This is a genomic window from Mesorhizobium sp., from assembly GCF_024509055.1.
Classification (GTDB): Bacteria; Pseudomonadota; Alphaproteobacteria; order Rhizobiales; family Rhizobiaceae; genus Mesorhizobium.
In genome coordinates this window covers 90,795-110,903 of the sequence record NZ_JANINM010000385.1, presented here as the reverse complement: position 1 = coordinate 110,903, position 20,109 = coordinate 90,795, and the positions used below count along the sequence as shown (strand labels likewise).

23 protein-coding genes are annotated in these 20,109 nt (G+C 65.3%); 16 read left to right on the top strand and 7 right to left on the bottom strand.

Going from position 1 to position 20,109, the window contains the following annotated elements; genetic code table 11:
• Window positions 1-92 precede the first annotated feature (92 nt).
• From Q0L57_RS19155 to Q0L57_RS19125, 7 genes are all read left to right on the top strand, one after another.
• Window positions 93-590, top strand: a complete 498-nt coding sequence (locus tag Q0L57_RS19155; protein WP_043061324.1) for a MucR family transcriptional regulator — start codon at window positions 93-95, stop codon at window positions 588-590.
• Between the two features lie 887 nt (window positions 591-1,477).
• A complete protein-coding gene (locus tag Q0L57_RS19150) occupies window positions 1,478-1,885 on the top strand; it encodes a single-stranded DNA-binding protein (protein WP_043061323.1) in 408 nt (135 codons plus the stop codon).
• 220 nt (window positions 1,886-2,105) lie between these two features.
• Window positions 2,106-2,282: a hypothetical protein gene (locus Q0L57_RS19145; RefSeq protein ID WP_156477747.1), complete on the top strand. Its 177-nt coding sequence runs from the start codon at window positions 2,106-2,108 to the stop codon at window positions 2,280-2,282.
• Window positions 2,283-2,292: 10 nt separating this feature from the next.
• Window positions 2,293-3,225, top strand: coding sequence for a hypothetical protein (locus Q0L57_RS19140; protein ID WP_043061322.1), 933 nt, complete (start codon window positions 2,293-2,295; stop codon window positions 3,223-3,225).
• The gene (locus Q0L57_RS19135) at window positions 3,225-3,689 is read left to right on the top strand and encodes a hypothetical protein (RefSeq protein WP_043061321.1); all 465 of its coding nucleotides are present in this window, start codon (window positions 3,225-3,227) and stop codon (window positions 3,687-3,689) included. Before Q0L57_RS19140 ends, Q0L57_RS19135 begins: the two co-directional genes overlap by 1 nt.
• A 638-nt stretch (window positions 3,690-4,327) precedes the next feature.
• Window positions 4,328-4,492, top strand: a complete 165-nt coding sequence (locus tag Q0L57_RS19130) for a hypothetical protein (protein WP_165800937.1) — start codon at window positions 4,328-4,330, stop codon at window positions 4,490-4,492.
• A gap of 133 nt (window positions 4,493-4,625) precedes the next feature.
• Window positions 4,626-4,817: a hypothetical protein gene (locus tag Q0L57_RS19125; protein ID WP_043061320.1), complete on the top strand. Its 192-nt coding sequence runs from the start codon at window positions 4,626-4,628 to the stop codon at window positions 4,815-4,817.
• A 13-nt stretch (window positions 4,818-4,830) separates the two neighbouring features.
• Here Q0L57_RS19125 and Q0L57_RS19120 read toward each other — a convergent pair whose 3' ends face one another.
• Both Q0L57_RS19120 and Q0L57_RS19115 read right to left on the bottom strand, forming a co-directional pair.
• Window positions 4,831-5,484 carry an SOS response-associated peptidase gene (locus Q0L57_RS19120; RefSeq protein WP_052814254.1) on the bottom strand — a complete coding sequence of 218 codons (654 nt, stop codon included), beginning with the start codon at window positions 5,482-5,484 and terminating at the stop codon, window positions 4,831-4,833.
• Window positions 5,485-5,496: 12 nt separating this feature from the next.
• The gene (locus Q0L57_RS19115; protein WP_043061319.1) at window positions 5,497-5,823 is read right to left on the bottom strand and encodes a hypothetical protein; all 327 of its coding nucleotides are present in this window, start codon (window positions 5,821-5,823) and stop codon (window positions 5,497-5,499) included.
• Window positions 5,824-6,088: 265 nt separating this feature from the next.
• On the opposite strand from Q0L57_RS19115, the gene Q0L57_RS19110 reads away from it, so the two are divergent.
• The 3 genes from Q0L57_RS19110 (at window position 6,089) to Q0L57_RS19100 (ending at window position 10,049) form a co-directional block, all read left to right on the top strand.
• Window positions 6,089-6,481, top strand: coding sequence for a DUF3768 domain-containing protein (locus tag Q0L57_RS19110; RefSeq protein WP_061780325.1), 393 nt, complete (start codon window positions 6,089-6,091; stop codon window positions 6,479-6,481).
• Window positions 6,482-9,036: 2,555 nt separating this feature from the next.
• The gene (locus Q0L57_RS19105; protein WP_244885654.1) at window positions 9,037-9,711 is read left to right on the top strand and encodes a ParA family protein; all 675 of its coding nucleotides are present in this window, start codon (window positions 9,037-9,039) and stop codon (window positions 9,709-9,711) included.
• Window positions 9,708-10,049, top strand: a complete 342-nt coding sequence (locus Q0L57_RS19100; protein WP_043061317.1) for a hypothetical protein — start codon at window positions 9,708-9,710, stop codon at window positions 10,047-10,049. Before Q0L57_RS19105 ends, Q0L57_RS19100 begins: the two co-directional genes overlap by 4 nt.
• Before the next feature lie 725 nt (window positions 10,050-10,774).
• Here the strand turns inward: Q0L57_RS19100 and Q0L57_RS19095 are convergent.
• Entirely contained in the window at window positions 10,775-11,041 is a 267-nt protein-coding gene (locus tag Q0L57_RS19095) for a hypothetical protein (protein ID WP_043061316.1), read from the bottom strand.
• A 314-nt stretch (window positions 11,042-11,355) separates the two neighbouring features.
• Between Q0L57_RS19095 and Q0L57_RS19090 the strand changes: the two genes are divergently transcribed.
• The 3 genes from Q0L57_RS19090 to Q0L57_RS19080 are packed head-to-tail and all read left to right on the top strand — an operon-like array spanning window position 11,356 to window position 14,263.
• Complete coding sequence (locus Q0L57_RS19090) at window positions 11,356-11,976, top strand: ribbon-helix-helix domain-containing protein (protein WP_217498064.1); 621 nt, start codon at window positions 11,356-11,358, stop codon at window positions 11,974-11,976.
• Window positions 11,973-13,400, top strand: a complete 1,428-nt coding sequence (locus Q0L57_RS19085) for a relaxase/mobilization nuclease domain-containing protein (protein ID WP_241769347.1) — start codon at window positions 11,973-11,975, stop codon at window positions 13,398-13,400. The genes Q0L57_RS19090 and Q0L57_RS19085 overlap by 4 nt, the downstream gene beginning before the upstream one ends.
• On the top strand, window positions 13,397-14,263 hold the full coding sequence (locus Q0L57_RS19080; RefSeq protein WP_116462766.1) for a hypothetical protein: 867 nt from the start codon (window positions 13,397-13,399) through the stop codon (window positions 14,261-14,263). The genes Q0L57_RS19085 and Q0L57_RS19080 overlap by 4 nt, the downstream gene beginning before the upstream one ends.
• A 64-nt stretch (window positions 14,264-14,327) precedes the next feature.
• Here Q0L57_RS19080 and Q0L57_RS19075 read toward each other — a convergent pair whose 3' ends face one another.
• Window positions 14,328-15,092 (bottom strand): hypothetical protein, encoded by a 765-nt coding sequence (locus Q0L57_RS19075; protein ID WP_296744641.1) that lies wholly within the window; start codon window positions 15,090-15,092, stop codon window positions 14,328-14,330.
• A gap of 31 nt (window positions 15,093-15,123) precedes the next feature.
• Between Q0L57_RS19075 and Q0L57_RS19070 the strand changes: the two genes are divergently transcribed.
• From Q0L57_RS19070 to Q0L57_RS19060, 3 genes are all read left to right on the top strand, one after another.
• A complete protein-coding gene (locus Q0L57_RS19070) occupies window positions 15,124-15,390 on the top strand; it encodes a DUF2026 family protein (RefSeq protein WP_366940935.1) in 267 nt (88 codons plus the stop codon).
• Between the two features lie 53 nt (window positions 15,391-15,443).
• Window positions 15,444-16,091 (top strand): abortive infection system antitoxin AbiGi family protein, encoded by a 648-nt coding sequence (locus Q0L57_RS19065; protein WP_043061332.1) that lies wholly within the window; start codon window positions 15,444-15,446, stop codon window positions 16,089-16,091.
• A gap of 119 nt (window positions 16,092-16,210) precedes the next feature.
• A complete protein-coding gene (locus Q0L57_RS19060; protein ID WP_296744640.1) occupies window positions 16,211-16,585 on the top strand; it encodes a hypothetical protein in 375 nt (124 codons plus the stop codon).
• Between the two features lie 106 nt (window positions 16,586-16,691).
• Here Q0L57_RS19060 and Q0L57_RS19055 read toward each other — a convergent pair whose 3' ends face one another.
• From Q0L57_RS19055 to Q0L57_RS19045, 3 genes are read right to left on the bottom strand one after another with little or no spacing between them, the layout of a single operon-like run.
• On the bottom strand, window positions 16,692-17,669 hold the full coding sequence (locus Q0L57_RS19055; protein WP_043061475.1) for an AAA family ATPase: 978 nt from the start codon (window positions 17,667-17,669) through the stop codon (window positions 16,692-16,694).
• Window positions 17,669-19,321 (bottom strand): IS481 family transposase, encoded by a 1,653-nt coding sequence (locus Q0L57_RS19050; RefSeq protein ID WP_043061476.1) that lies wholly within the window; start codon window positions 19,319-19,321, stop codon window positions 17,669-17,671. Before Q0L57_RS19050 ends, Q0L57_RS19055 begins: the two co-directional genes overlap by 1 nt.
• Window positions 19,314-19,910: a recombinase family protein gene (locus tag Q0L57_RS19045; protein ID WP_043061477.1), complete on the bottom strand. Its 597-nt coding sequence runs from the start codon at window positions 19,908-19,910 to the stop codon at window positions 19,314-19,316. The genes Q0L57_RS19050 and Q0L57_RS19045 overlap by 8 nt, the downstream gene beginning before the upstream one ends.
• Window positions 19,911-20,109: the final 199 nt, after the last annotated feature.

Sequence of the window (20,109 nt, the reverse complement as noted above, 5' to 3'; positions counted from 1 at the left end):
GTGGCACGTCGCTGCACCAATGCTATTATCTCTTCCGAGCGCGCTGCGTGATCGTCGCATCCACCCTGTGGTGGACGACGGAAAGGGACAGGATGACCGAGACTGTGAACACGATCGAACTCGCCACCGAAGTGACCGCAGCCTGGCTATCGAACCCGAACACGCGCGCCGATCCGGAGGCCGTGCCCGCCTTTCTGACAGCGATTTACGCGTCGATCACGCAATTGGTCAGCGGCGAAGCCTCAGAGGACGCCGTCGAAGTCACTGCGGTCGATCACGCTCCTGCCGTCACCGTGCGCAAATCCCTGGCCTCACCCGATCGCATCATCTCGATGATCGACGGAAAGCCCTATCGGACCTTGCGCCGGCACCTCTCCACGCACGGCCTGACCCCGGATGAGTATCGCGCACGCTACAAGCTGAAGCCCGACTATCCGATGGTCGCGCCCGCCTACAGCGAGGCGCGGCGTGCCATGGCGAAGAAGATCGGCCTCGGTCGCAAGCCCAAGACACCGGCCGAGACGACCGCGGCGTCGGCCGTGCCGGCGCGCAAGCCCCGCCGCGCGAAGGGCGCCGTCACGCCGGCCTGATTGCGGACGGCGGGCGCGAGCGCGCCATCGGCCGGTTGGTTGTCGCCCCTCGACACGCGCCGACCGGTTCGGCCGCGCGATCGAGCCGTTCATCGGATCAGGGGATCGTCGAGCGGAGGTCGCCTGCCCGACCGCTCGGCGAACCCGGGTCCGGGTATTGAGGTCTGCTCGCAACTGATCGGCGGGGCTCATAGGAGAGACCGGGCTGCCGCCGACGTCGGAGAAGCCGGCGTCGCGTGGGGTCGGCACCAGGCTTCCCACCCCCTGTCGAGAGGAGGTATCAGACGTCCGCGTTCGTTGCTCGATCGCCCCAGGCTGCGCGGAGCGTCGTTGTATAGGGAACATTCTCGACTTCGGGCGCGGTTCGGCCAAGGCGCGTATGCCTGTGGCGTTGGGAGGGTCGGTGTCGCAGCCGCGCCCCCCTGCTCGCCCCTGACGTCCCCTGTCGGCAACGTGCCTCGACATGCATTGGTATGAAGGATGATGGTGCTGCTCCGGTTCGGCCCGCAACCGTTCGATCGCTCCAGCCCTCGATGCGATTGCAGCGCAGGTCAGTGGGGGAACGACGATCGAAGGTGCCGCCCGAATCCGGGGCGGGGGTGGCAGCGAGGTCGCAGGCCGGATGCGGTTTCACGAATATCGTGGTTCCGCTCGACTGCCTGAAGAGGGTCCATCCCCTCTCCTCACTGAACGACCTAAGCCGGCCGTCCATCGGCTCCAACCCGCATGGCTTCGGACCGAGTTGCCGCTTCGCGGCTGCCCGCACCACTCCTCGCCATGGGGTTTCCCTTCGCGTCTGCGCGCTCCGGTGGAGCCACCGGCCTGGCCGTCTTTGACGGTGTTCAGCCGAGGGAACGAACCCTCGAGCAGGACAAAGGAACCTCGACATGCAGAACCTCGTCATCCTCGCCGGCAACGTCGGCGCCGCCCCCGAGACCCGCACCACCCAGGGCGGCACCAAGATCACCAGCTTCAGCCTCGCGACCTCGCGGCCGAAGCGCGACAGTGAGGGCAAGGTCCTCAAGGAAAACGGCCGCCGACTCGAGGATACCGAATGGCACCGGATCACCTGCTTCAACGGTGTCGCCAAGACCGTCGCCGAATATGTCGAGAAGGGCCAGAAGGTGATGGTGCGCGGTCGGATCCACTACACCCGCTGGACCGACCAACAGGACATCGAGCGGTTCGGCGTCGAAATTATCGCCGACGAGGTCACCTTCCTCTCCTACGGCAAGTCCCGCCAGCAGCAGCAGGGCGCCGCGCAGGACAATGAGGACGACGACATCCCCTTCTGATCGGGGCGGGCGGCCCGGGAGCTTCGGCTCCCGGGCTCTTTCGTGCTGCCTCGCGCCAGGCATCCCTTCCTAACCTTTGTCGGTTGAGACACGATGCCCAAGTGGCAGGTCGAAGGACCGTGCTCGCGCCGATGACGTGATCCCGCACTCTACCTTTTTACCGTTTCGAGCGTTATGTTGACCACAAGCGGCCAAGACCCCTCGGCCGGGAGATGATGCAATGCTCGTCACGAACGTCAGGCAGCAGCGCGCGATCGGTCGCGCAGCCGCCGCCGCGGGTGGCTATTTCCAGCTCGCTCGGCGCCTGTCGCAGGCGCAGACCGAACGCACCCGTCGCGAAGGCACCGCAGTCGACGCGCCCCAGGCGGTAACCAATAACGAGACCACGCGACGCTGAACGTCTCGCATTGAGCCTCACCTTTTCCCTTCTTACCGCACTGCTGTGGCTGCTCCCGGGCATCACCGGGCTTATCTTCTGGAACAATCTGGGCCGACGCCACGGCGTACGACGGCCCGATCAACCGCTTACCGCGCTCAACAGCCTCGCGCTGGCGGGTGGCATCAGCCTCGCGGCGCATCTGTTCGGTGCGATCGTATGCGACGGGATCGTCGCAATTCTCAGCGGGCCCGAACGACCTGGGCTGGTCTCGCCTTATCGCGTCGTCGCCGGTTTGATGATCCGCCCGACCTCAGGTCCCAATGCCCGCGACCTCGGCCCGGGCGAGCCGCTCGGCCTGATCGAGTTTGCCTTCATCCTCATCTTTCTGTCCTATCTCGTCGCCGTCATGATCCGGCACAGGGGATTGGCGCTGGTGCTCGACGGGCTCGACAGCCACACCCAGGGCTGGGCATTCCAGCACATCATCGATCCGACGAACCATGGCTATTTCCAGCTCGCCTATGTCCTCACCGACGCGGTCGAAGACGGTCGCGGCCTCGGCTACGCGGGAGGGATCGCCGATATCCGTCTGTCGGACGACGGCGAGATCAAGGCGCTGACCCTGTCGGAGCCCAATCGCTTCATCTACATGATCGGCGGCAAACCCAAGGAGAAGGGTCATCTCAGCTTGCCGCGCAGCTGGGGCTCGATGATGCGGCGCGACGATGCGGGCGCGTCGGTCGCTGCCGGACTGGTGGTGGAGGAGGCAAAGCCGGTTGGCGGCGCCATCTACCTCCCCGCCGCGCGTATCCGAAACATGCTGGTGCTGAACTATTCAGAGCAGGCGCTGACCTCCGTCCTTCCTGACGCAGATCCCGCTCCCGCACCGCCCCCGCCTGTCGGCAAGCGCGAACGTGCCCGCGCTGCCGTGGCACAGGGCTTGTCCTGGCTGCTGCGCTGATGCGTTTCGATCCTGCCTTCCTTGCAGCGCTTCCCGACGATGCGCGGCTCATCGCCATCGGCATCGGCGTGTTGCTGCTGCCCCACCTCATCGCCGGACTATTCTGGTCGGCGATCCTGCGTCTCAAGCTGATGGTGCCGGCGGGGATTGTCGGCCTTCTCGCCGCGCAGGGCCTCGCGGTCACGATGACGAGCGGCCTGGGTTGGTTCGGAGGCGCAACCGGCATGGGCCGGACAGCACTCTGCAGCCTGCTCTGGCTGCTGCTGACGCTCATCATCCTGAACGTGCTCGCCGCTGTCGCCACCCGCTACGCGACGCCGCTTGAGTTCGATGGCCGCGTCATCGCGCCGGCCCGCTTCTGGCCTACCGGTCCGCTCGACTGGGTTTTGCGTCAGGAGGAGACGGTCAAGAATGCCACCTACGTCCCGCCGAGCGCGCAGCCGCCGCGCGAGGGCTTCGACTGATCGATGCTTTGCAGGCGGGTGGGGCACCCATGCCGGCGGTACCCCCTCCCCTTGCCCGGTGCGAAGGATCAGTATCCGACCTCGACCGGCAACGCACCGCAGGTATGACGCTGCTGTTCCAGTCCCCGTAGCAGAACACATCGTCGACGTCTCCCGGCTGTCGCCGGGACCGCCGCTCTATTCCGCTTGACGCTCCACCGAGCCCCTGACGGGTCTCGGCCCATCCGGGTGACGATCAGCTGACGAAGGCAGTGGCGCACAACGGGGCCGATCGCAGGCAACCGGCGCGCTGTGCCTGTCGAGCGCAATAGGATCGCTGGCGCATAGCACTGGTCTTGCCATCGCGGCACGCGGAGTGGGCGCGCGAGGAAAGGGAGCGACCGGATCGCCGACGTGGTGAACGTCGAGGGCGGCCCAGTGCTTCAGCCACGACGCTCCCGGCCGACGAGGTTCACCCCGCTCTTGGAGGCGCAATCCTTGGGCCGGTGCGGGTCCTTGTACGATCAACCCGTGAAGGGTCCGGGCGCTTCGCTACGGCTTTTTGCCGTGCCGGCGAAAAGTGATCGCGGCCCCTCCCCGTCCTGTCGGGCGCCTGTCGAGCGGGGATGAACCCCGTCGGCTTCACAGGAGCCTCGGACATGTTCAACGACATCTGGATCGCCCGCAAATCCGCCCTCAGCCTCGCCCGCAGCCTCATGGTCGCCACCATGGTCATCGCCATCGGCACCCAATACGCCGTCATCACCGCCGAAGATCACGACAGCTCGCACATCATCGTCAACGAATACGACCCTTTTGCCTGACATCCCGGGGGCTGAAAGGCCCCCCTCCCCTCCCCGTCTCGACCAAGGGCCCGGGCGGGCATCGAACCCGCCCGGGCCCGGTGGAGCGGTTCACCGGCTCACCAGATCCGCTGATCCCGGCTATCGTCGCGCGATGGCGCACGAGCTCGATGACATCGCCGCGCAAACCGAATGCCCGGCGTGCGGTCGGACACTCAACATCGCGTTCAAGACGCTTCGCCTCGCGCGGACGATCGATTGTCCGGGATGCGACGAGACGATCCGACCGATCGACGATACCCCCATCGCCCGCGTGCAGAAGCTGATCGACGAGGCCGACGGCTGACCACCTGACGGCCTCAGAGCAGGCCGCCGGTGACCTCGTGAAACGGCCGGATGCTATAGAGATCGGCGGGCTCGGTCGTCAGCAGGTCATCGACCGGCGCCTCCAGATCGAGCCAACGCGCCCAATCCTCCTGCCGCAACACAACCGGCGCGCGGTCATGGAGATCACTCAGCGCGCCCGGCGGCTGCGTCACCATCGTGAAGCTCTCGATCTCGCCCGCGTCCTGCGTCCTCGCCCGATCCCACAGGCCGGCGAAGCAGATCGGTGCGCCGTCCCGCGGAGCGACGTAGAATTTGGGTTTCGGCTTGCCCTCCCCCTTCCACTCGACCCACCCTTCGGCAGCGATGAGGCAGCGGCGTCGCTTGAAGGCATCGCGAAACGACGGCGCCGTCTTCACGCCCTCGGCACGGGCATTGAACGTCGCAGCCTTCCAGCCGCTGACCGGCCCCTTATGGAAGAAGGGGATCAATCCCCAGCGCATCCAGGTCAGCGCAACCCCGTCCTCCTGCGCGCGCAAGACGACCGCGCGATTGGTGGGACGAACCTCGGGCTGCGGCTCCAGATTGGGTGCCTGATGACGCTCGGGAAAGCGTACGGGGATGCGCGTCTCGTAGAACTCCTCGCAGACTTGATCGAAGCCCTTGGTGCGGCGGTAGTTGGTGCACATCGCTGTGGGCCGTCAACCGAGCGCGGTACGGACCGGTGGCAACGTCGCGAAGCTCCCGAGCAACGCCGGATCGCGCAGCAGCGCCGTCCAGGCCTGCCCGTAGGTCCGCGATGCGAGATAGAAGGTCGAGCCCGCACAGCCGACCATTCGGCAGCGCTCCAGCTTGTCGACCAGCGAATAGCCCACGCCATGGCGGGCAACGATGTCGTCGAGGTCGACGCGCAGTATCGTCCCGCAGACCGCGCAGCGTACGCGAACGAGCGCGTTCATCCGACGCATCTCGCCGACGTTTTCCAGCCAGCGGGGCCACAGGGCGATGATGTCGGCGCCGGTCTCCATCGATGAAGGATAGCGGGTCGGCTCCGCTTTCGTCCAGCATGGTGGGGCGGCTTGGCAGGGCGGCCCCCTACTCTCTTCCGGCGATCATCCGGGACTTTCCTGGCGCGCACGTCCTCGCCGAGGCGCAGCCCGGCGCAAGCCCGCTGGCGCGGGCTTCTCCACTGCCGTTTCGACCCTTCGGGTGCGCCGGGCGGCTATGCCCCGGCGGTCCTGCCGCGTGTCGAAAGGCCCCGATCACCGGGGCTCGAGCGTCAAGGAGACCGTCATGTCCGATGCCACCCCCCGGCCTGCAAGTACCGCCGATGCCGCCAGCGCGATCGCGCGCCTCAACGACCGGCTGCGCGATCACATCACCCAGCCCGGCACCGACCGGGTCATGATGACCAGCGGGATCGCCGAACTGATCGGCGACGTTGGCATCTTCCGCAACTTCCGCAAGCGCGCCGAACTCCTCCGAGCGATCCGGGGCTATGACGCCTTCACGCGCGCGAACGACCCTTATGGCGAACACGACCTCGGCACGTTCGACTTTGAAGGCGCAGCCTGCATGTGGAAGATCGACTATTACAACGCCGACCTGTCCGCCGGCTCGGAAGACCCCTCAGACCCATCCGTGACGGTACGCGTCCTGACGATCATGCGCGCCGACGAGCGCTGATCGGTCGGGCTCCGGCGGTCCTGCCGCCGGGGTCCGGTGCTGGCAGCGCGCCCAGTGCGTCCGATCCGGCGAGAGGCGCCAGGCCGAGGATCGCGATGGTCAGGGGAGCTGTCGCCATCGATCATGGTGACCCACGCAGCGATGCCGTGACCGCGCTCGGTCAACCCGGCGAAGCTGCACCTGCACGGCCGCGTCATATCGGGGCCGTCTTGGGCTCGTTACCTCGTTGGGGCATGTCGCTTGCTCGCGGATCGCCGCGTCCAACGGGAAGAAAAGAAGAGGCTGTCGTCGACGTCTCCCCAGTGTGACGGCCGGCCGGGGTCGGCGTCAAGGATGCGCGGTTCCCCCAATTCTCCCGGCCCGTTCCGCTGGCGCTCCAGGGCCGAGACAATCGGCTCCCCCACGCCCCGCTCGCGCGGCTGCTGGCGCAGTCCTGGACCCCGGCCCCAACCGACCGTCCAGCGGCACCTCGTCTTCACTCGAACAGACGGAGGCTTTCCATGCATGACCAATCGGCTCGTATCCAGGCGTGGCGTTCGGACCTGGCGGCAATCAATCGGGAGCTCGATGCGGCATCCCCCCTCCCCCGGCCATCAAAGGCCAAGCGTCGCCGCAATCCCAAGCCGCTCTGGGAGGAGTGAGCCGTCAGACCTTGAGGGGGGATCCTCGCGATTTTCTCTCCCTGTCGTCGGTCTCTAGGCGATCGCGGCGGGCGCTGGCCCAAGGGAGAAGGCTTCTTCAAGAGATACCACAGAATAGCGGGACAATGGCGGGTTGCGCCGCGGTGCAGCCGTTCGGTAAGGATGAGGCGCCTGCGGAGACGCGGGCCGGGGCGTGGAAACCCCGAAGAGTGAGAGCCGGTTCGATTGACCGGGTGGCGGACGCGTATGTCCAGGCCGCCCGGCTAAAGGCGTTCGCGCCAAGCTCACTCTTGGTTTCCAACACCCGGTTCCGAAGCGACGGCGTGCCCCGCGGGGCACGCCGCCGGCTTCCTGGCCGCCGGCTGCACGGAGCAGAGGTGTAGTGGCAAAGCGGCCGCGCGACATCGAGGTCGAAATTGTGCGGCGGCACCTGCCGAGCGTTCGTCAGCTTCTTTCGGCGCATCTTTGGCTCGCAAAGTCGGCGCGCATGACGCGGCATCGCATTTGGGCGACCTCCCCTTGTCAACCCTGCCGAGCTTGGATGGCCTCTGGATCCGGCGCGGCCAAAGCTATCGGCCGTCGTTTCCGGCCGACGCAACGCTGCTGGTGGGCGACGCCATTCTGCGATCGGCGTCGTATGTCTGGCTGGTGTGCGGCTAGATGGTCAGGGCGACCGTTGGTTATTGCCTGGGCGCAGCGACCATTCCGGCCGGCGACGTGGCCGCCACCGAGGCAAGCCGGTGCACCATGCCTCCGACGACCATGTGCGCAAAGTGTACAATGTGCACCGAGTGAGCACATGGCTAACGTTCACGGTGTGAGCATTCTGAAGGTTGGGACGTGTGCACGGCGTGAACATGTCAGCGCGGTGAACGTATAAACCTCGCGACCAAGTAGCCGCGAGCCGGTAGGAATTCGGTCCAGCTTGCTCTCTGCCGCAGGGTCTTCTCGCGGGGCGGTGATACGCACAACGGCGCGCGCAAACGTTCACAGCGTGAACATGGGCGCATTGTCGACAGGTTCAAGGAGGATCGTCGCGGCTGAAGCGCGGTTGCGCCTCTCGCCAGTACAGGAGCCTATTCGTCCCAGGTAGCTGCACTCACCAGCAGAGCGCCGACGACCTGCCCCCCCTCCCCGCGGCAGCGCCGCGCGGTTCGGGTGCGGGCGGTGACAGGATGGCCAATGATGTGGCGAGGCCGTTCCACGGGTATCGAGGTGAACATATTCAGGCGGTGAGCATGTCGCCAAGGTGAACGTCCTAGCTATGTGAACGTGTGACCAGGGTGAACATCAGAGCCATGTGTACATGAGTGCGGTGTGAACATGTCGCCGCGGTGAGCTTACGACCACACCAAGGCTGCACTGGGATCGCTGACGTCGCCGGTCGCGAAAGGCGATCGGACAACGCCTCGGCGGTTTGGTTGCGCTGATTGCTCGGTCGGCGAAACTCGGTCAACTCCCATCGCTGGCTGAACGCGGTTGCGTGGAATAGACGCTGGTCGTCCTAAGCAGGCGTGAGGGCAGGGGAGGGCGAGTGCCTCTGCGAGTTTCCTCGTGAGCATGTACTCAATGTGAGCATGCTCACACGTGGCGCTTGAACGTGCCGTCCGATCGCCGAGCGAAGGCGGTCCCCTGGCGCACGGGGCGATGCTGTCGGGAACGCGGCACTGTGGTCGCTTGTCGGACGCGAGTGCAAGCCGCGTCCGGTGCCTGACCCATTGCCAGCCATCCAACGCCCGCAATGCTCACGCGGTGCCCATGTTCACACGGCTTACATGTCAATAAAGTGCGCAAGCGACCATCGCGCACTTGTCACCAATGGGGGCTTGTGCAACTTTGGTCACACGTTCGCGGCGTGGTTGGTGCGTCACATGTGCACATCCGCCGATCAACCTGAGGAGACATCTGTTGCCGGTGATATCGATGCTGTCCCCGAAGGGCGGGGTGGGGAAGACCACTACCTCGCTCATTCTCGCGACGGTTCTCGCTTCGAAAGGGTCGAGCGTCGTGATGATCGACGCCGACCCGAATTTCCCGCTGTCACGCTGGGCGGCGAAGGACGGGAAGCCTGACAATATCGAGGTGGTACCCGAGATCGATGAGGACGAGATCATCAGTACGATCGACGCGGCGCGTAAACGCGCCGACTATGTCATCGTCGACCTGGAAGGGAAGGCCAGCGCGCGGGCGACCAACGCACTGATGATGTCGCATCTCGCCCTTGTCCCGATCCAGGGCTCCGAACTCGACGCCATGGAAGCTGCGCGCGCGTTCAAGGCGATTCGCAATGCCGGTACCGCGCGCCAGCGCCCCTTGCCCTTTGCCGCGGTTCTGACGCGGACGCCTGCTTCGACGAGGCTGTGGCCGCGTGACCTGAAAGCCGTCGTCGGCAATCTGGAAGATGCAGACGTCCCGATGATCTCGACCGCTATCGCCGAGCGCGGTGCATTCCGCGGCCTGTTCAGTATGGGCGGTACGCTGGACGACATGACTGCGGCGGATGTCGGTTCACTCGACAGCGCGAAGGCGAACGCTAACGCCTTCGCGTTCGACGTAGTGACGCTGCTCAAGGAAGGACTGGGCGCATGAGCGAGAAGCCTGCGGCATCGCGTCGATCGATCACCAGCTTCGCCGCTGATGATGACATTCCGGTCCCCACCGCTGAACAGCTGGCCGCAGCCAAATCAGCAGGGGAGGGGCTGGGCTTTCGCTCCGAAAAGCCGGCTCCCGCACCGGCGCAGCGGCCGGCGCCCAAGGTCCGGCAGCCGACCTTTACCGACGCGGTGCACGTCCGGTGCCGTCCCGAGGATCGTGCTCGCTTCGAGGACTTCGTCTGGCGCAACCGCGTTTCAAAGGGTGAGGCAATGACGCTTCTCCTTGACTTGGCCCTGACCGAAGAGGCGCGGAAGGCAAAAGCCGGGAAGTGACGACAAGCTGACCGGGGAGGGGAGGGGGTAAGTCTCCCGGCCATGATCGCGACCGCCCCGTCGATGGCACTCCGCCAGCACAGCCGGCGTCATACACCGGCCGGAAGGGGAGGGGGGCTGACCGCCAGGGACCATCCCCGTCGCTCCTCATGCCGAGCGACGAATCGGTGTGATTGATCGGCCGCAGGGTGACCGTTCCTGTGTCAGGTAGCGTCGCGTTGGGGCTTGCGCGTGCACGCCAAACGCGGGTCAGCGGCCGTTGGGAAGCGGACCAGCGGCAACGGAGCTCGCTATCTGCCGATAGCCTCGATCGGATCGCCTGGTCGTCATGATCTAGGCAACGTCAGCGACTCCGCACGATCGCCCATGTCCCGCCATCGTACCCGTTGCGACCGCGATGGGGCTGGTGAAAGGCGCGAGGCTAGCGGCCGAGGAGCCTTGGTTGCCGGGAGCCGGTGCCGTCCTCGCTGCGACGGACTGGTGCGATCGCGGGAACGGCATCCGCTACGACGGGTGTGCTACCGACGATCCGTCGAGCGACCGTTCACGACAGCTATCCGAGCTCCGGGGACTGGTCGCCGGCAAGCGGAGAGGGGGAGGGGGTCGCGGGAACGCCGCTCTGATGCCCTGTTCCCTTCGCGCGATCGGATCCGCGAACGGCTGCCGCTGACACGCCGTTGGTCGGACATGCGATCCTCCAGAATACGCTCGCCCCGGCCGACCGATCAGCCCGAGAGCGCGGCCAGTCGTTCAGCCACTGCCTTGCCGCCATGGGAGGCGAGCGCCGCTGCGATCGTGCGGGCGTCGGACTTCTCGATGGCAGCGATCTTGACCCGCTCGAGCGCGGCCAGAAGGACAGGACGACCGGCGTCACGGGCCGCTTCCGTCGCTTGCTTCGCCTGCTCGTCGACGCGCGCCAGTTCGGCAAGCAGCGCCTCGCGTCTCGCCGCGATGGCCGCCAGATCACCGGTGTTGGATTTCGCACGAGGCATGTGGCGTTCTCTCTTGTGCTGCAATTCGTGGACAGCACAAACATGGCCGACCCTCTCCAAGATTACTAGGTATCAGGGTATTGATCTTGTCCAGATCGACGGTGTCGATACCGGACCGGCATCAATGACGACTGCCAAGGCCGTTCGACTGTCGAACATATCAGGCGTCCATGTGCTTGCAATAACCTCGGCAATACAGCCCACTCCGCGTCTGGAATGATTTCACTCCATCTAATTGGTTTTTGTACGAGGGTGGATCAATTATGAGGGATGGCAGGATATGCCATCTGGCACCAATGTAATACATTGGCTCGATGGCACCGCTGCACGGGGCTTTGAAAGTGGTGATCAGTCTTCGGCTCAAGGACGATCTGATCGCGGAGATCGACCGCGTCGCGGCCGCCCATGGCCAGACCCGGAGCGCCTGGATCGCGCAGATCCTCACGCGCACGGTGCTTGCGTCGGAACATGATGACCTGCCCATCGCGGGGGCGGCAGGTAGGCTCGATCACGAGGGTCATTCAGACGAGCAGGTCCGGGTGACGGTCCGCCTCAACCGGCGCGAGATCGAGGCGATCGATATTGTTGGCGCGCCGCTCGGCCTGTCCCGCAACGAGTGGATCAAACGCGCCCTGCGCTGGCAGCTCTGGGACAAGGCCGCGCAGCTCCGGCTATGCCCGGCCATGAAGGAGGAGGTCGGAAAAGTCCGCAAGCAGATCCTTCTGATCGGCCGCAACATCAACCAGGCGGTCCATGCCATGAATGCCGCCAACCAGCCCGAGAGCAGCCTCGACATCGCGCGGATTGCGGAACCCTTTCTGGAGACGTGCGCCGACCTGAAGATCGTTCTGCACGCCACTCGGCGCAGCCTGTCCGCCTATGTCGGGGGCGAAGTCGCGTATTGGACCGGCGCGTTCGGAGCACCGCGCGCGTGAGCCTCAACCTGTCGCCGGGCACGCTCGACACGATGGCGGGGATCTTCGCGCCAGCGAAGAAGCAGAGGCTCGGCAGCGGGGGCGGGTCGCCTCCACCAGCAAAGCAGGGCGGAACAATGCTGAGGCTCGCGGTCGCCTCCATGTTCCCGAAGGCCACGAGCCGACCGGGTGGCGGTCGCCAACCTTATGCGACGAAGCAGGCATTCGGTGCGGGCGCCCAAGGCGCCGTCAGTCGTCGCGCTATCGCGACGATGGACCGAACCGCACGCCGGGTCCCCGAGGTCCTCGTTCGCATCACGGGACGTCAGCATGGCAGCGGGCACGTGCTCGCCAATTTCGCCTACATCAGTCGCCTTGGTCACGGCACCGACAAGCAATTGGCGCTGTATACGAGCGACGAGGAGGTGCTCCGTGACGGACGCGCCATGCAGGAGCTCGCGCAGGATTGGCAGGAATGGGAGATGGGCGACGATGCCCGCCGCAAGGGCGCGACGTCGCTATCGATGATCCTTTCGATGCCATCGGGTACCGATCCCGAACGCCTCAAGGCGGCCGCGCTGGATTTCGCGCGGGAGGAATTCGCGAACCGGTCCTGGGTCGCGTCGCTCCACATTGACCGGGATCATCCGCACGTTCACCTGACCTTCGCACGGCGCGACCATGATGGTCGACGTTTTCACCCCACCCGTGACGACCTCTTCCGCTACCGCCAGCGCTTCGCCCAGAAGCTGCGCGACCGCGGCATAGAGGCGAATGCGACGCCGGCGAAGGCGAGGGGGGTAGACCCCAAGCATGAGCCGATCGCTGCCAGGAAAGTGCGAGCAAACGGCCAGGTACCGCGGCTCGACACGAACCGCCTCGCGCGCGCACAACGCTTCGCGAACGCGACCACAGCCGATCCGGTTCGGGCTATCCTTACCGAGCAACAGGCCGTCGTCAGGGACGCCTATCTGCAGTCGATCGCCGAGCTCAGTGCCACCCCGTCGGTCGTCAACCAGACGGTCGCGAAAAGCCTGCAACGGTTCGTCGAGGTTCTGCCCGACCCCGAACCGAACTCCATCCAGGCCGCCCATACGCTCCGCGTGCTGCGGGCGTTGGACACCCGACTTGGTGGACTCGAAGCGGAGGCAAGCGATGCGCCAGCGGACCCGATCGCCGCCGCGATCGCCCGGTCCAGCGCGATGAGGGACCGGATCGAGGCACGTCGTCTTCGCGATCAGACGGATGCGGTCCGCTCGCCCGAACCCGTCGACCCCGAGCGGCAGAAGGAGGAAACTCGGACACCAATCACCCGCCACGATCCGGCAACCGCACCGACCGATATCGACGAGGTAATGCGTCAGGTTCAGGAGCGAGAACGCGCGCGGATGGCCCGCGAGCGGGAGCGGGATCGAAGCCCTGGTAGGGGAGGGCCGACGCGATGAGCGATGTCAGTCAGACTGCCGCCCTAGCCGCCATTCTTGACGCGCTGACACTGATGCAGGACCAGGTCGAAGAGATCGGCGAACGCAGCAAGCGCCTCGAAGCAAATCAGGCCGACATCCTTGCAAGGCTCGAGACCATCGATGCTGCGCAGGCCATCGCGACGGACCTCCAGCCTAATCTCGAGCATCTCGCGTCCGAAGTCTCCGAGACCCGGGGCGAGATGGGGGAGGGGTTCGCCCGTGTTGCGCAGGTCGCGGGCTGGGCGCATGCCGCGGCCGCTGGCAACGCCGCTCCATTGCCGGCCGATGTCCTCGACGATCCGCTGCTCGAGCTCTTCGTCATCAGCCAACCCGCAGACCGCACTTCAACCCGCCGCGCCATCGTGGATTGGCGGGAGAAGGCGCGGACGGTCGATACTGCGGCGCTGACCGCTCTTCTGATTAGCCAGTACCGCCCGTCACCGACAGACGATCGCGCAGGCCGCCGTCTGCGATACAAGTTGGCTGCGATCACCCGCGACGAACTGGAGCGTCGAGGTGCTGTGATGCCGCCATTGCCGCGCTCGACAATAGCGGCGGACCGATCGGCCGAGGCGCAGCGCGCGCGGTCCGAGGCGCTGGTCGAGGTGTGGCAAGCGGGGGAGGGCGCAATGCTCTACGCTGAGCCGGAGCTCGCTGGTGCGATGGACATCATGGCGGCGGCAAGGCGGGAGGGTGTTGCGCTGCCTGAGCAGAGCCTAGCAAGCGGATTGGCTGCGTTGCATCAGACGATTTCAGATCGCCTGAGTGTCGGCGACAGACCTGAGTTGGCATCTGATCCGAAGAACGTCGGCGCGAGGGAAGAAATACTCCGTGATCGATAGCTTTGAATCACGTACAATCTGAGGAAGAGACGCTGAAGCCGTGCGCCACATGTCAATGAGCGCGTCACATGAAGAAGCGGAACTGAAACGGGGTACTCCCCAAGCGGGGCATTCGTTTAAGAACCCGCGCTAGGACCTTGGCGTAGCTCATGGTCACGGGTAGGGGATCGTAGAGTCCGTCGTTGTTCCAATTCATCTTGGAAAGCGCCAATGCCGCCATAGCCGTGTCATCCCACGAGCCATGTCCGGCGTGGCGCACAAGCCGGATCGGCTTGGGAGTTCCCCGCCCGCCCTGAAGGTGCGGCCGCTTGCCCAAGCCGTCTACCGCGCCGTGTATCCAAAGCAGCGCGTCTCGTGGGCCGAGCTGTACCAGCGTTCCCCGTTTGACCGGATATGCGGCGGCCTGATTGCGGCGTGGATTGTTGGGGTCCTGCTCCCACCAGACACCACGCCACCCGACCTCATCAACGACTTGGATGAGATCGACCGCTTCGCAGACCGGTAGCGCTTCGAAGCAACCAGCGATCTCGTCGCTTTTGAATTCGGTGGTCTTGTGGATCATCACGCGTCGAGGTGAGCGTCCCCCGTGTCGTCGCCTGTAGAGTTCGAGCGACCGCGTGATCACTCGGAACATCTCGGCACGAGACAAAAACGGGTTCTCCCGTTGTACCTGAATTTCATTGGTATCAAACGCGATAAATTCTAATCCGGCGCCGTCCTCATCGAAAACCTGACTGCAGCAGGTTACGAAACGTGGACTACCGCTGTCGTCATTACGAACGGCATAGGAAATGCCGATGAAGGCCGTTTCCGCCTTGGTGTCAGCCAACTTCCAAGGAATGCCGCCAGCCTTGGCATAGATTGCGAGGCCGATATCCGATGAAGCACCCGACCTCAACCAGCTAAAGAAGGCCGGCGACTACTTTACGATGCCCGATCCGGAGCTGAGCGAGCGCTTGATCGATCACGTCCTAGACCGGCCTATCAACACCGATATTATCCACATCGCTGAAACATGGTTCGGCACGCGTCGAGGTAAGCAGAAGCCATCGCTGACGATCGGCAGCAATGACGGGCTGGTTCGTGACCTGCGGCTGCCGGCGACCGTCGCGCGAGGAGCTTGGTAAGCCATGGCAGTTGCACGATGCCGCTCCGGTTCGCCTAGCCCATGGCCCCTGCGATGCCGCTGATCGGCACAATTGATCCTGCATGGAAGGACATGTCCAAATACGTAGTCCACTTCGCCAAGGAGTCTAAGTTCAAATCGGCCTATGATAACGCAATTGCGATCCTGTACGAGCGGCGCATTGTCGCGATGAAGGCGTTCGGTGCCGGACGCCATCTTCCGCACGCCAAGCGCTCGGTCTGTTTTAGTGAGGTGCCGCTTCATCACTTCAAGCGCCTGGCTGACGCGCGAGGTCAGCACGGGATCGGCTTTCGCAAGGAGTTTCTGGTCGAGCGAGGCGGCGGGCCGATCCTCTATGCCTATAAGGATACGCCGCAGGCGCAGGCGATCAATGCCCTGGTCCATAGCGCAGCCGGCGATCCGGCCGCTCCGGTCTGGAATTTGGCGCCCTTTGTGGACTTGCCCGGCACCTATGGTGTCTCGACCTACCTTTTCGAGTGGGAGCGCGAGTGGCGACACGTCGGCGACCTACCGTTTGCAGAGACGGAACCGGCGTTCCTAATTATTCCCGAAACGCTCCACGATGCCGCCAGAGGCTTCTTCGCCTCCGCTAAGCTCGATCATGTCGGCCCGAGCTACGAGTGTCCGTTCATCGATCCCTACTGGAGCGAAGACAGGATCGAGATGGCGTTGTCGGGCTGAGCGCTTGGGTGTTGAAACGGATCTCAATCGGTTGCGCTGTCTGGATGTAAGCGTTGTCGGCACGGCAGGCGAGACTGCACGGAACGACCGACAAGCTTTGCTCACCACGGAGATCAAGCGTGACCTGCATCTACTGTCCTTCCGACGGCCCTTATACTGAAGAGCACGTCGTCCCGGCGGGCATGGGCGGTGACGACGGCAAGTGGTTGCTGAAGGATGTCGTCTGCGGGGTCTGCAATACTGACGTTTTCTCTCCCATGGAAACGAAGGTAATGCGCGCCTCTCCTCTGGCGATCGCCCGCTTGTTCAAGCAGACCCGGTCACGAAAGCGGGGCAAAAGGACTGCCGCGCCCTCTATTTACGCGCCGGTCAGTTACTTTGATGATCCACAGTCCGGTCTGCTTCTTGAACAGGAGCTTGGCAGCGGAGGCCAAGGGCGCAGTGGCTGCTCAGTGATCGCGGCTATGACGCCGTCGGGTCAGGAATGCTCTTAACGCCAAGGGCATTAAACCCGGCATCCCGCGTCGAAGGTCGGGTAAAGAGTCGCTCAGAAGCACACCTGTAGAAGGTATCGGTGTCGCGCAAGTGCTGGCGATAGCATCATATCGGCACCCCGGCTTCGCGGAGCCGCTCGGTCAGTTCGCGGGTATGTTCGGTGTCCAGCGTTCCGGCGAGAAACGCACGCACGTCGGACGGCCGGGTGTTGAGCTGGCTGGCGAGTGCGCCGGCGTCGTAACCGTTGCGGGTCAGCGTGGGTTCGAGGTCGTCGATTGCCCGCGACAGCACCTGCTCAACGATTTCGGCCGTGACCGGTTTGGCGGCAAGCCGGAAACCCTGCTCGAAGGCGAGGGTCAGGTGCATCTCGATCTGGAGCGGGGTGCGCAGGCGCTCGGCGACGAGGTCGATCGCATCCTCGTCCATCAGGTCGGCGACTTTGACGCCCTCGGCCGCGCAGGCGCCGAGCAGCCAGGCGACATAGTCGCGGCGCTCGGCACCGATGCCTTCATAGTCGAACGTAGTGGTGCGGTAGCCGATCTCCTCCATTTGCGGACGACGCAGGTCGTTGCGCAGCCGGGGATGGCCGACGAGCAGGACCGACAGCAGCACGCCGGCATCGGCCACCACCTCCATGAGCCGCTTGAGGCCGGTCAGCGTCTTGTGGTGCAGGTCGTGCGCTTCGTCGACCACCAGCACGACCGGGCGTTTCCCTTTACGCATGATGTCGCGCAGGTCACGCTCGCGCCGCTCGGCCTGCTTGGGGATCTTCACCTGGGCGCGGTCGCCGGGCGAGAGGTCGTAGAACAGCGCTTCGATCAGCGACGGCAGCGAGGTGCGGCGCTTGTCGACCGCAAGTGACTTGGCGACGGCGACCTTGCCGGCCCTGACCAGTTCGTCCTCGATGCGGCGCAGGAGATGCGTTTTGCCCGATCCGACCAGGCCGGAGACGACGATGAGCCGGCCGGTCTGCACCGCCGCGCAGACCTCACGCACGAGGTTGCGCTGATGCTCCGTCTCAAAATTGCCGGCCCCATGAAACGGGCGGGCAAGCCCATAGCTGGATTGAACGTCGGCGAGCATCAGCTTGTCCCCCGTTTGGCCTGGAACCGCTCGCTGATGCGGTCGGCGATGATGGTCTTGTCGAGCGTTTCGCCCAGCAGGGCGTCGATGAAGGCGCGGTCCGCCTCGGGCAGCGAGCCGAGCGGTCGCCGTAGCTGGTCGACGATGGCGTGGCGGGCGGCGAGCCCGGTCGGGTATGCCGTCTCGGCCACCGGTTCGGGAAAAGGGGTCTGCCGGACTGCGATGCCTGCGGCCGAGGGCGGCAGTGACGGCAGCGGGCGGTCGCCGCCCGTCACGGTCGCACGGGGCAGCCCGAGCTGGTCGGCGAGCCGGACCACCTTGTCGAGCCGCTCCTCGGCGCGGCTCTTCTGGTATTTGCGGTAGCGGTATAGGGGCACCGTCCCGCGCGACGGCTCGTAGGGTCCGTGCCGCTTTCCGTCATGCTCCACGAAGAGCTGCTGGTCGAACAGACCCCAGAGTAACGTCACCGTTTCGCCGGCGAGTTCAGGCTCCACCTCGTAGGAAGCGCCCTCGACCGAGACGGTCGCGTCGCCGGCGACGGTGCGCCGTTCGGGCTCGCGGGCGAAGGCGCAAAACCGCTCCCACGAGCACATGGCGCGCACGCCCTCGCCGGGTAGATGCCGCAACCAGTGCTCGATCCGGGCGTGCGGCTCAGAGCGATGGGCGCCATTGTTGTAGGTGACCAGCGCGCGGCGCATCCACAGATTGGCTTCCGCCTCGTCCTTCGGCTTGTGGAAGTGGTACAGCGTCTCGTGCACCTCCTTCACCGTGCGGAACGGTCGCTCGACCTTGCCCTTGGCACGGGCCGCGGTGTGCCGGTCGTCCAGCCTGGGCGGAAGGTGGGTGAGGACGCGAATGCCGAGGCTGCCCATCACCGACTGGAACACACGCGACCGGCTGACCGGGCCGTTGTCCATGTAGATCGTGACCGGCAGGCCCTGGAACGGCAGCTCGGGTTCGGGCTTGGCGGCGAAGGCGTTGAACAGGAAACGCAGCGCAGACTCGGCGTCCTCGCCATAGACGCTGCGATATTCCTGATAGACCACGCCCGAACAGTCATCGACGGCCGAGAACAGCATCAGCGTGGGTTTGCCGCGCCCCTGTTCGATCCATAGCGGTGCCTCGACCTGCTTGAGGTCGGACGGGCTCATGTCGAAGTGCCACAGCTCGTTGGATCGCCGTGCCTGGAAACGGACGGCCGCGTGCGGGCGGGTGACGCGGGCATAGTCCAGCCCCGACGAGCGGAGCAGCCGGTCGATGGTCGCCCGCTTCAGCAGCCCGGGCGCGACCTTGACCAGACCCTCCGGCGTCTCGACGCCATCGGTTTCCAGAAACTCGATGCCACGGGCGGTCGAGACGTGCCGACCTTTCTTGTTGGTGGTCCTGATCTTCAGCGCGGCGACGATCTCGGCATAGCGTTCCATCTCCGCTTGCGGCGCGACCCGCGTCGCACCGTGGTCGGACCGGCGCACCGACCGGGGCCGGTTCAGCTCGCGCAGCGCCCGATACAGCGTCGAAATCGAGATGCCGTAGGCCTCGGCCGCACGCGCGACGATCTCGGTGCGACCGGGATCGCGAGGCGGCAACAGCGACAATCGTCGGCGAAGGTCGACCAGCGCCTCTCCGGGCGGTCGCTTCGCCCGGTCAGCCATGGGCTGCAACAGGCTCCTTGGCGGGTACGCCGCTGCCGCGCTTGCCGGCATAGCGGTAGAGGGTGGCGACCGACACGCCCATGCGCTTGGCGATGTCGCGCACCGGGAGCGTGCCCTCCTTCATCATGGCGCGGGCCGCGGTGACGTCGCTCGGGCGCATGACCGATGGGCGCCCGCCCTTGCGGCCTTGCCGGCGCGCTTCCACCAGCCCGGCGGTGGTCCGCTCGCGGATCAGGGCGCGTTCGAACTGCGCGATCGCGCCGAACACATGAAAGGTGAGCATCCCGCCCGGCGTGGTCGTGTCGATGCTCTCGGTCAGCGACACCAGCCCGATCTGTTCGCGCTCCAGCTCTTCGGCCGTGGCGATCAGCTTCTTGAGCGAACGGGCGAGGCGGTCGAGCTTCCACACAACCAGCGTGTCGCCGGCACGCAGCACGTCTTCCAAAATGCGTGCCAGCTCGGGCCGGTCATCGCGCGCACCCGACGCCTTCTCGGTGAACACCCGCTCGCAGCCCGCGCGGCGCAGCGCGTCGAGTTGCAGCTCGGGGTTCTGGTCGCTGGTGCTGACCCTCGCATAGCCGACCCGCATGGGCGTCCGATCTTCTCCAAACCAGTGCGGAGCATACCGTTTTGCGAAGTCGGTTTCCAGAACAGTTTTGACAAAGTCCGGCCCGCAGATTTACGTTGCGGGGTAGGCAGGCCGACCGGCTCGTCAGAAACGGTCGGGCCTGTTGAAAAATGCCGGACATGCCGGGTTGCTCCTTCGTTTCACCCCTGCCGAAAGGAGC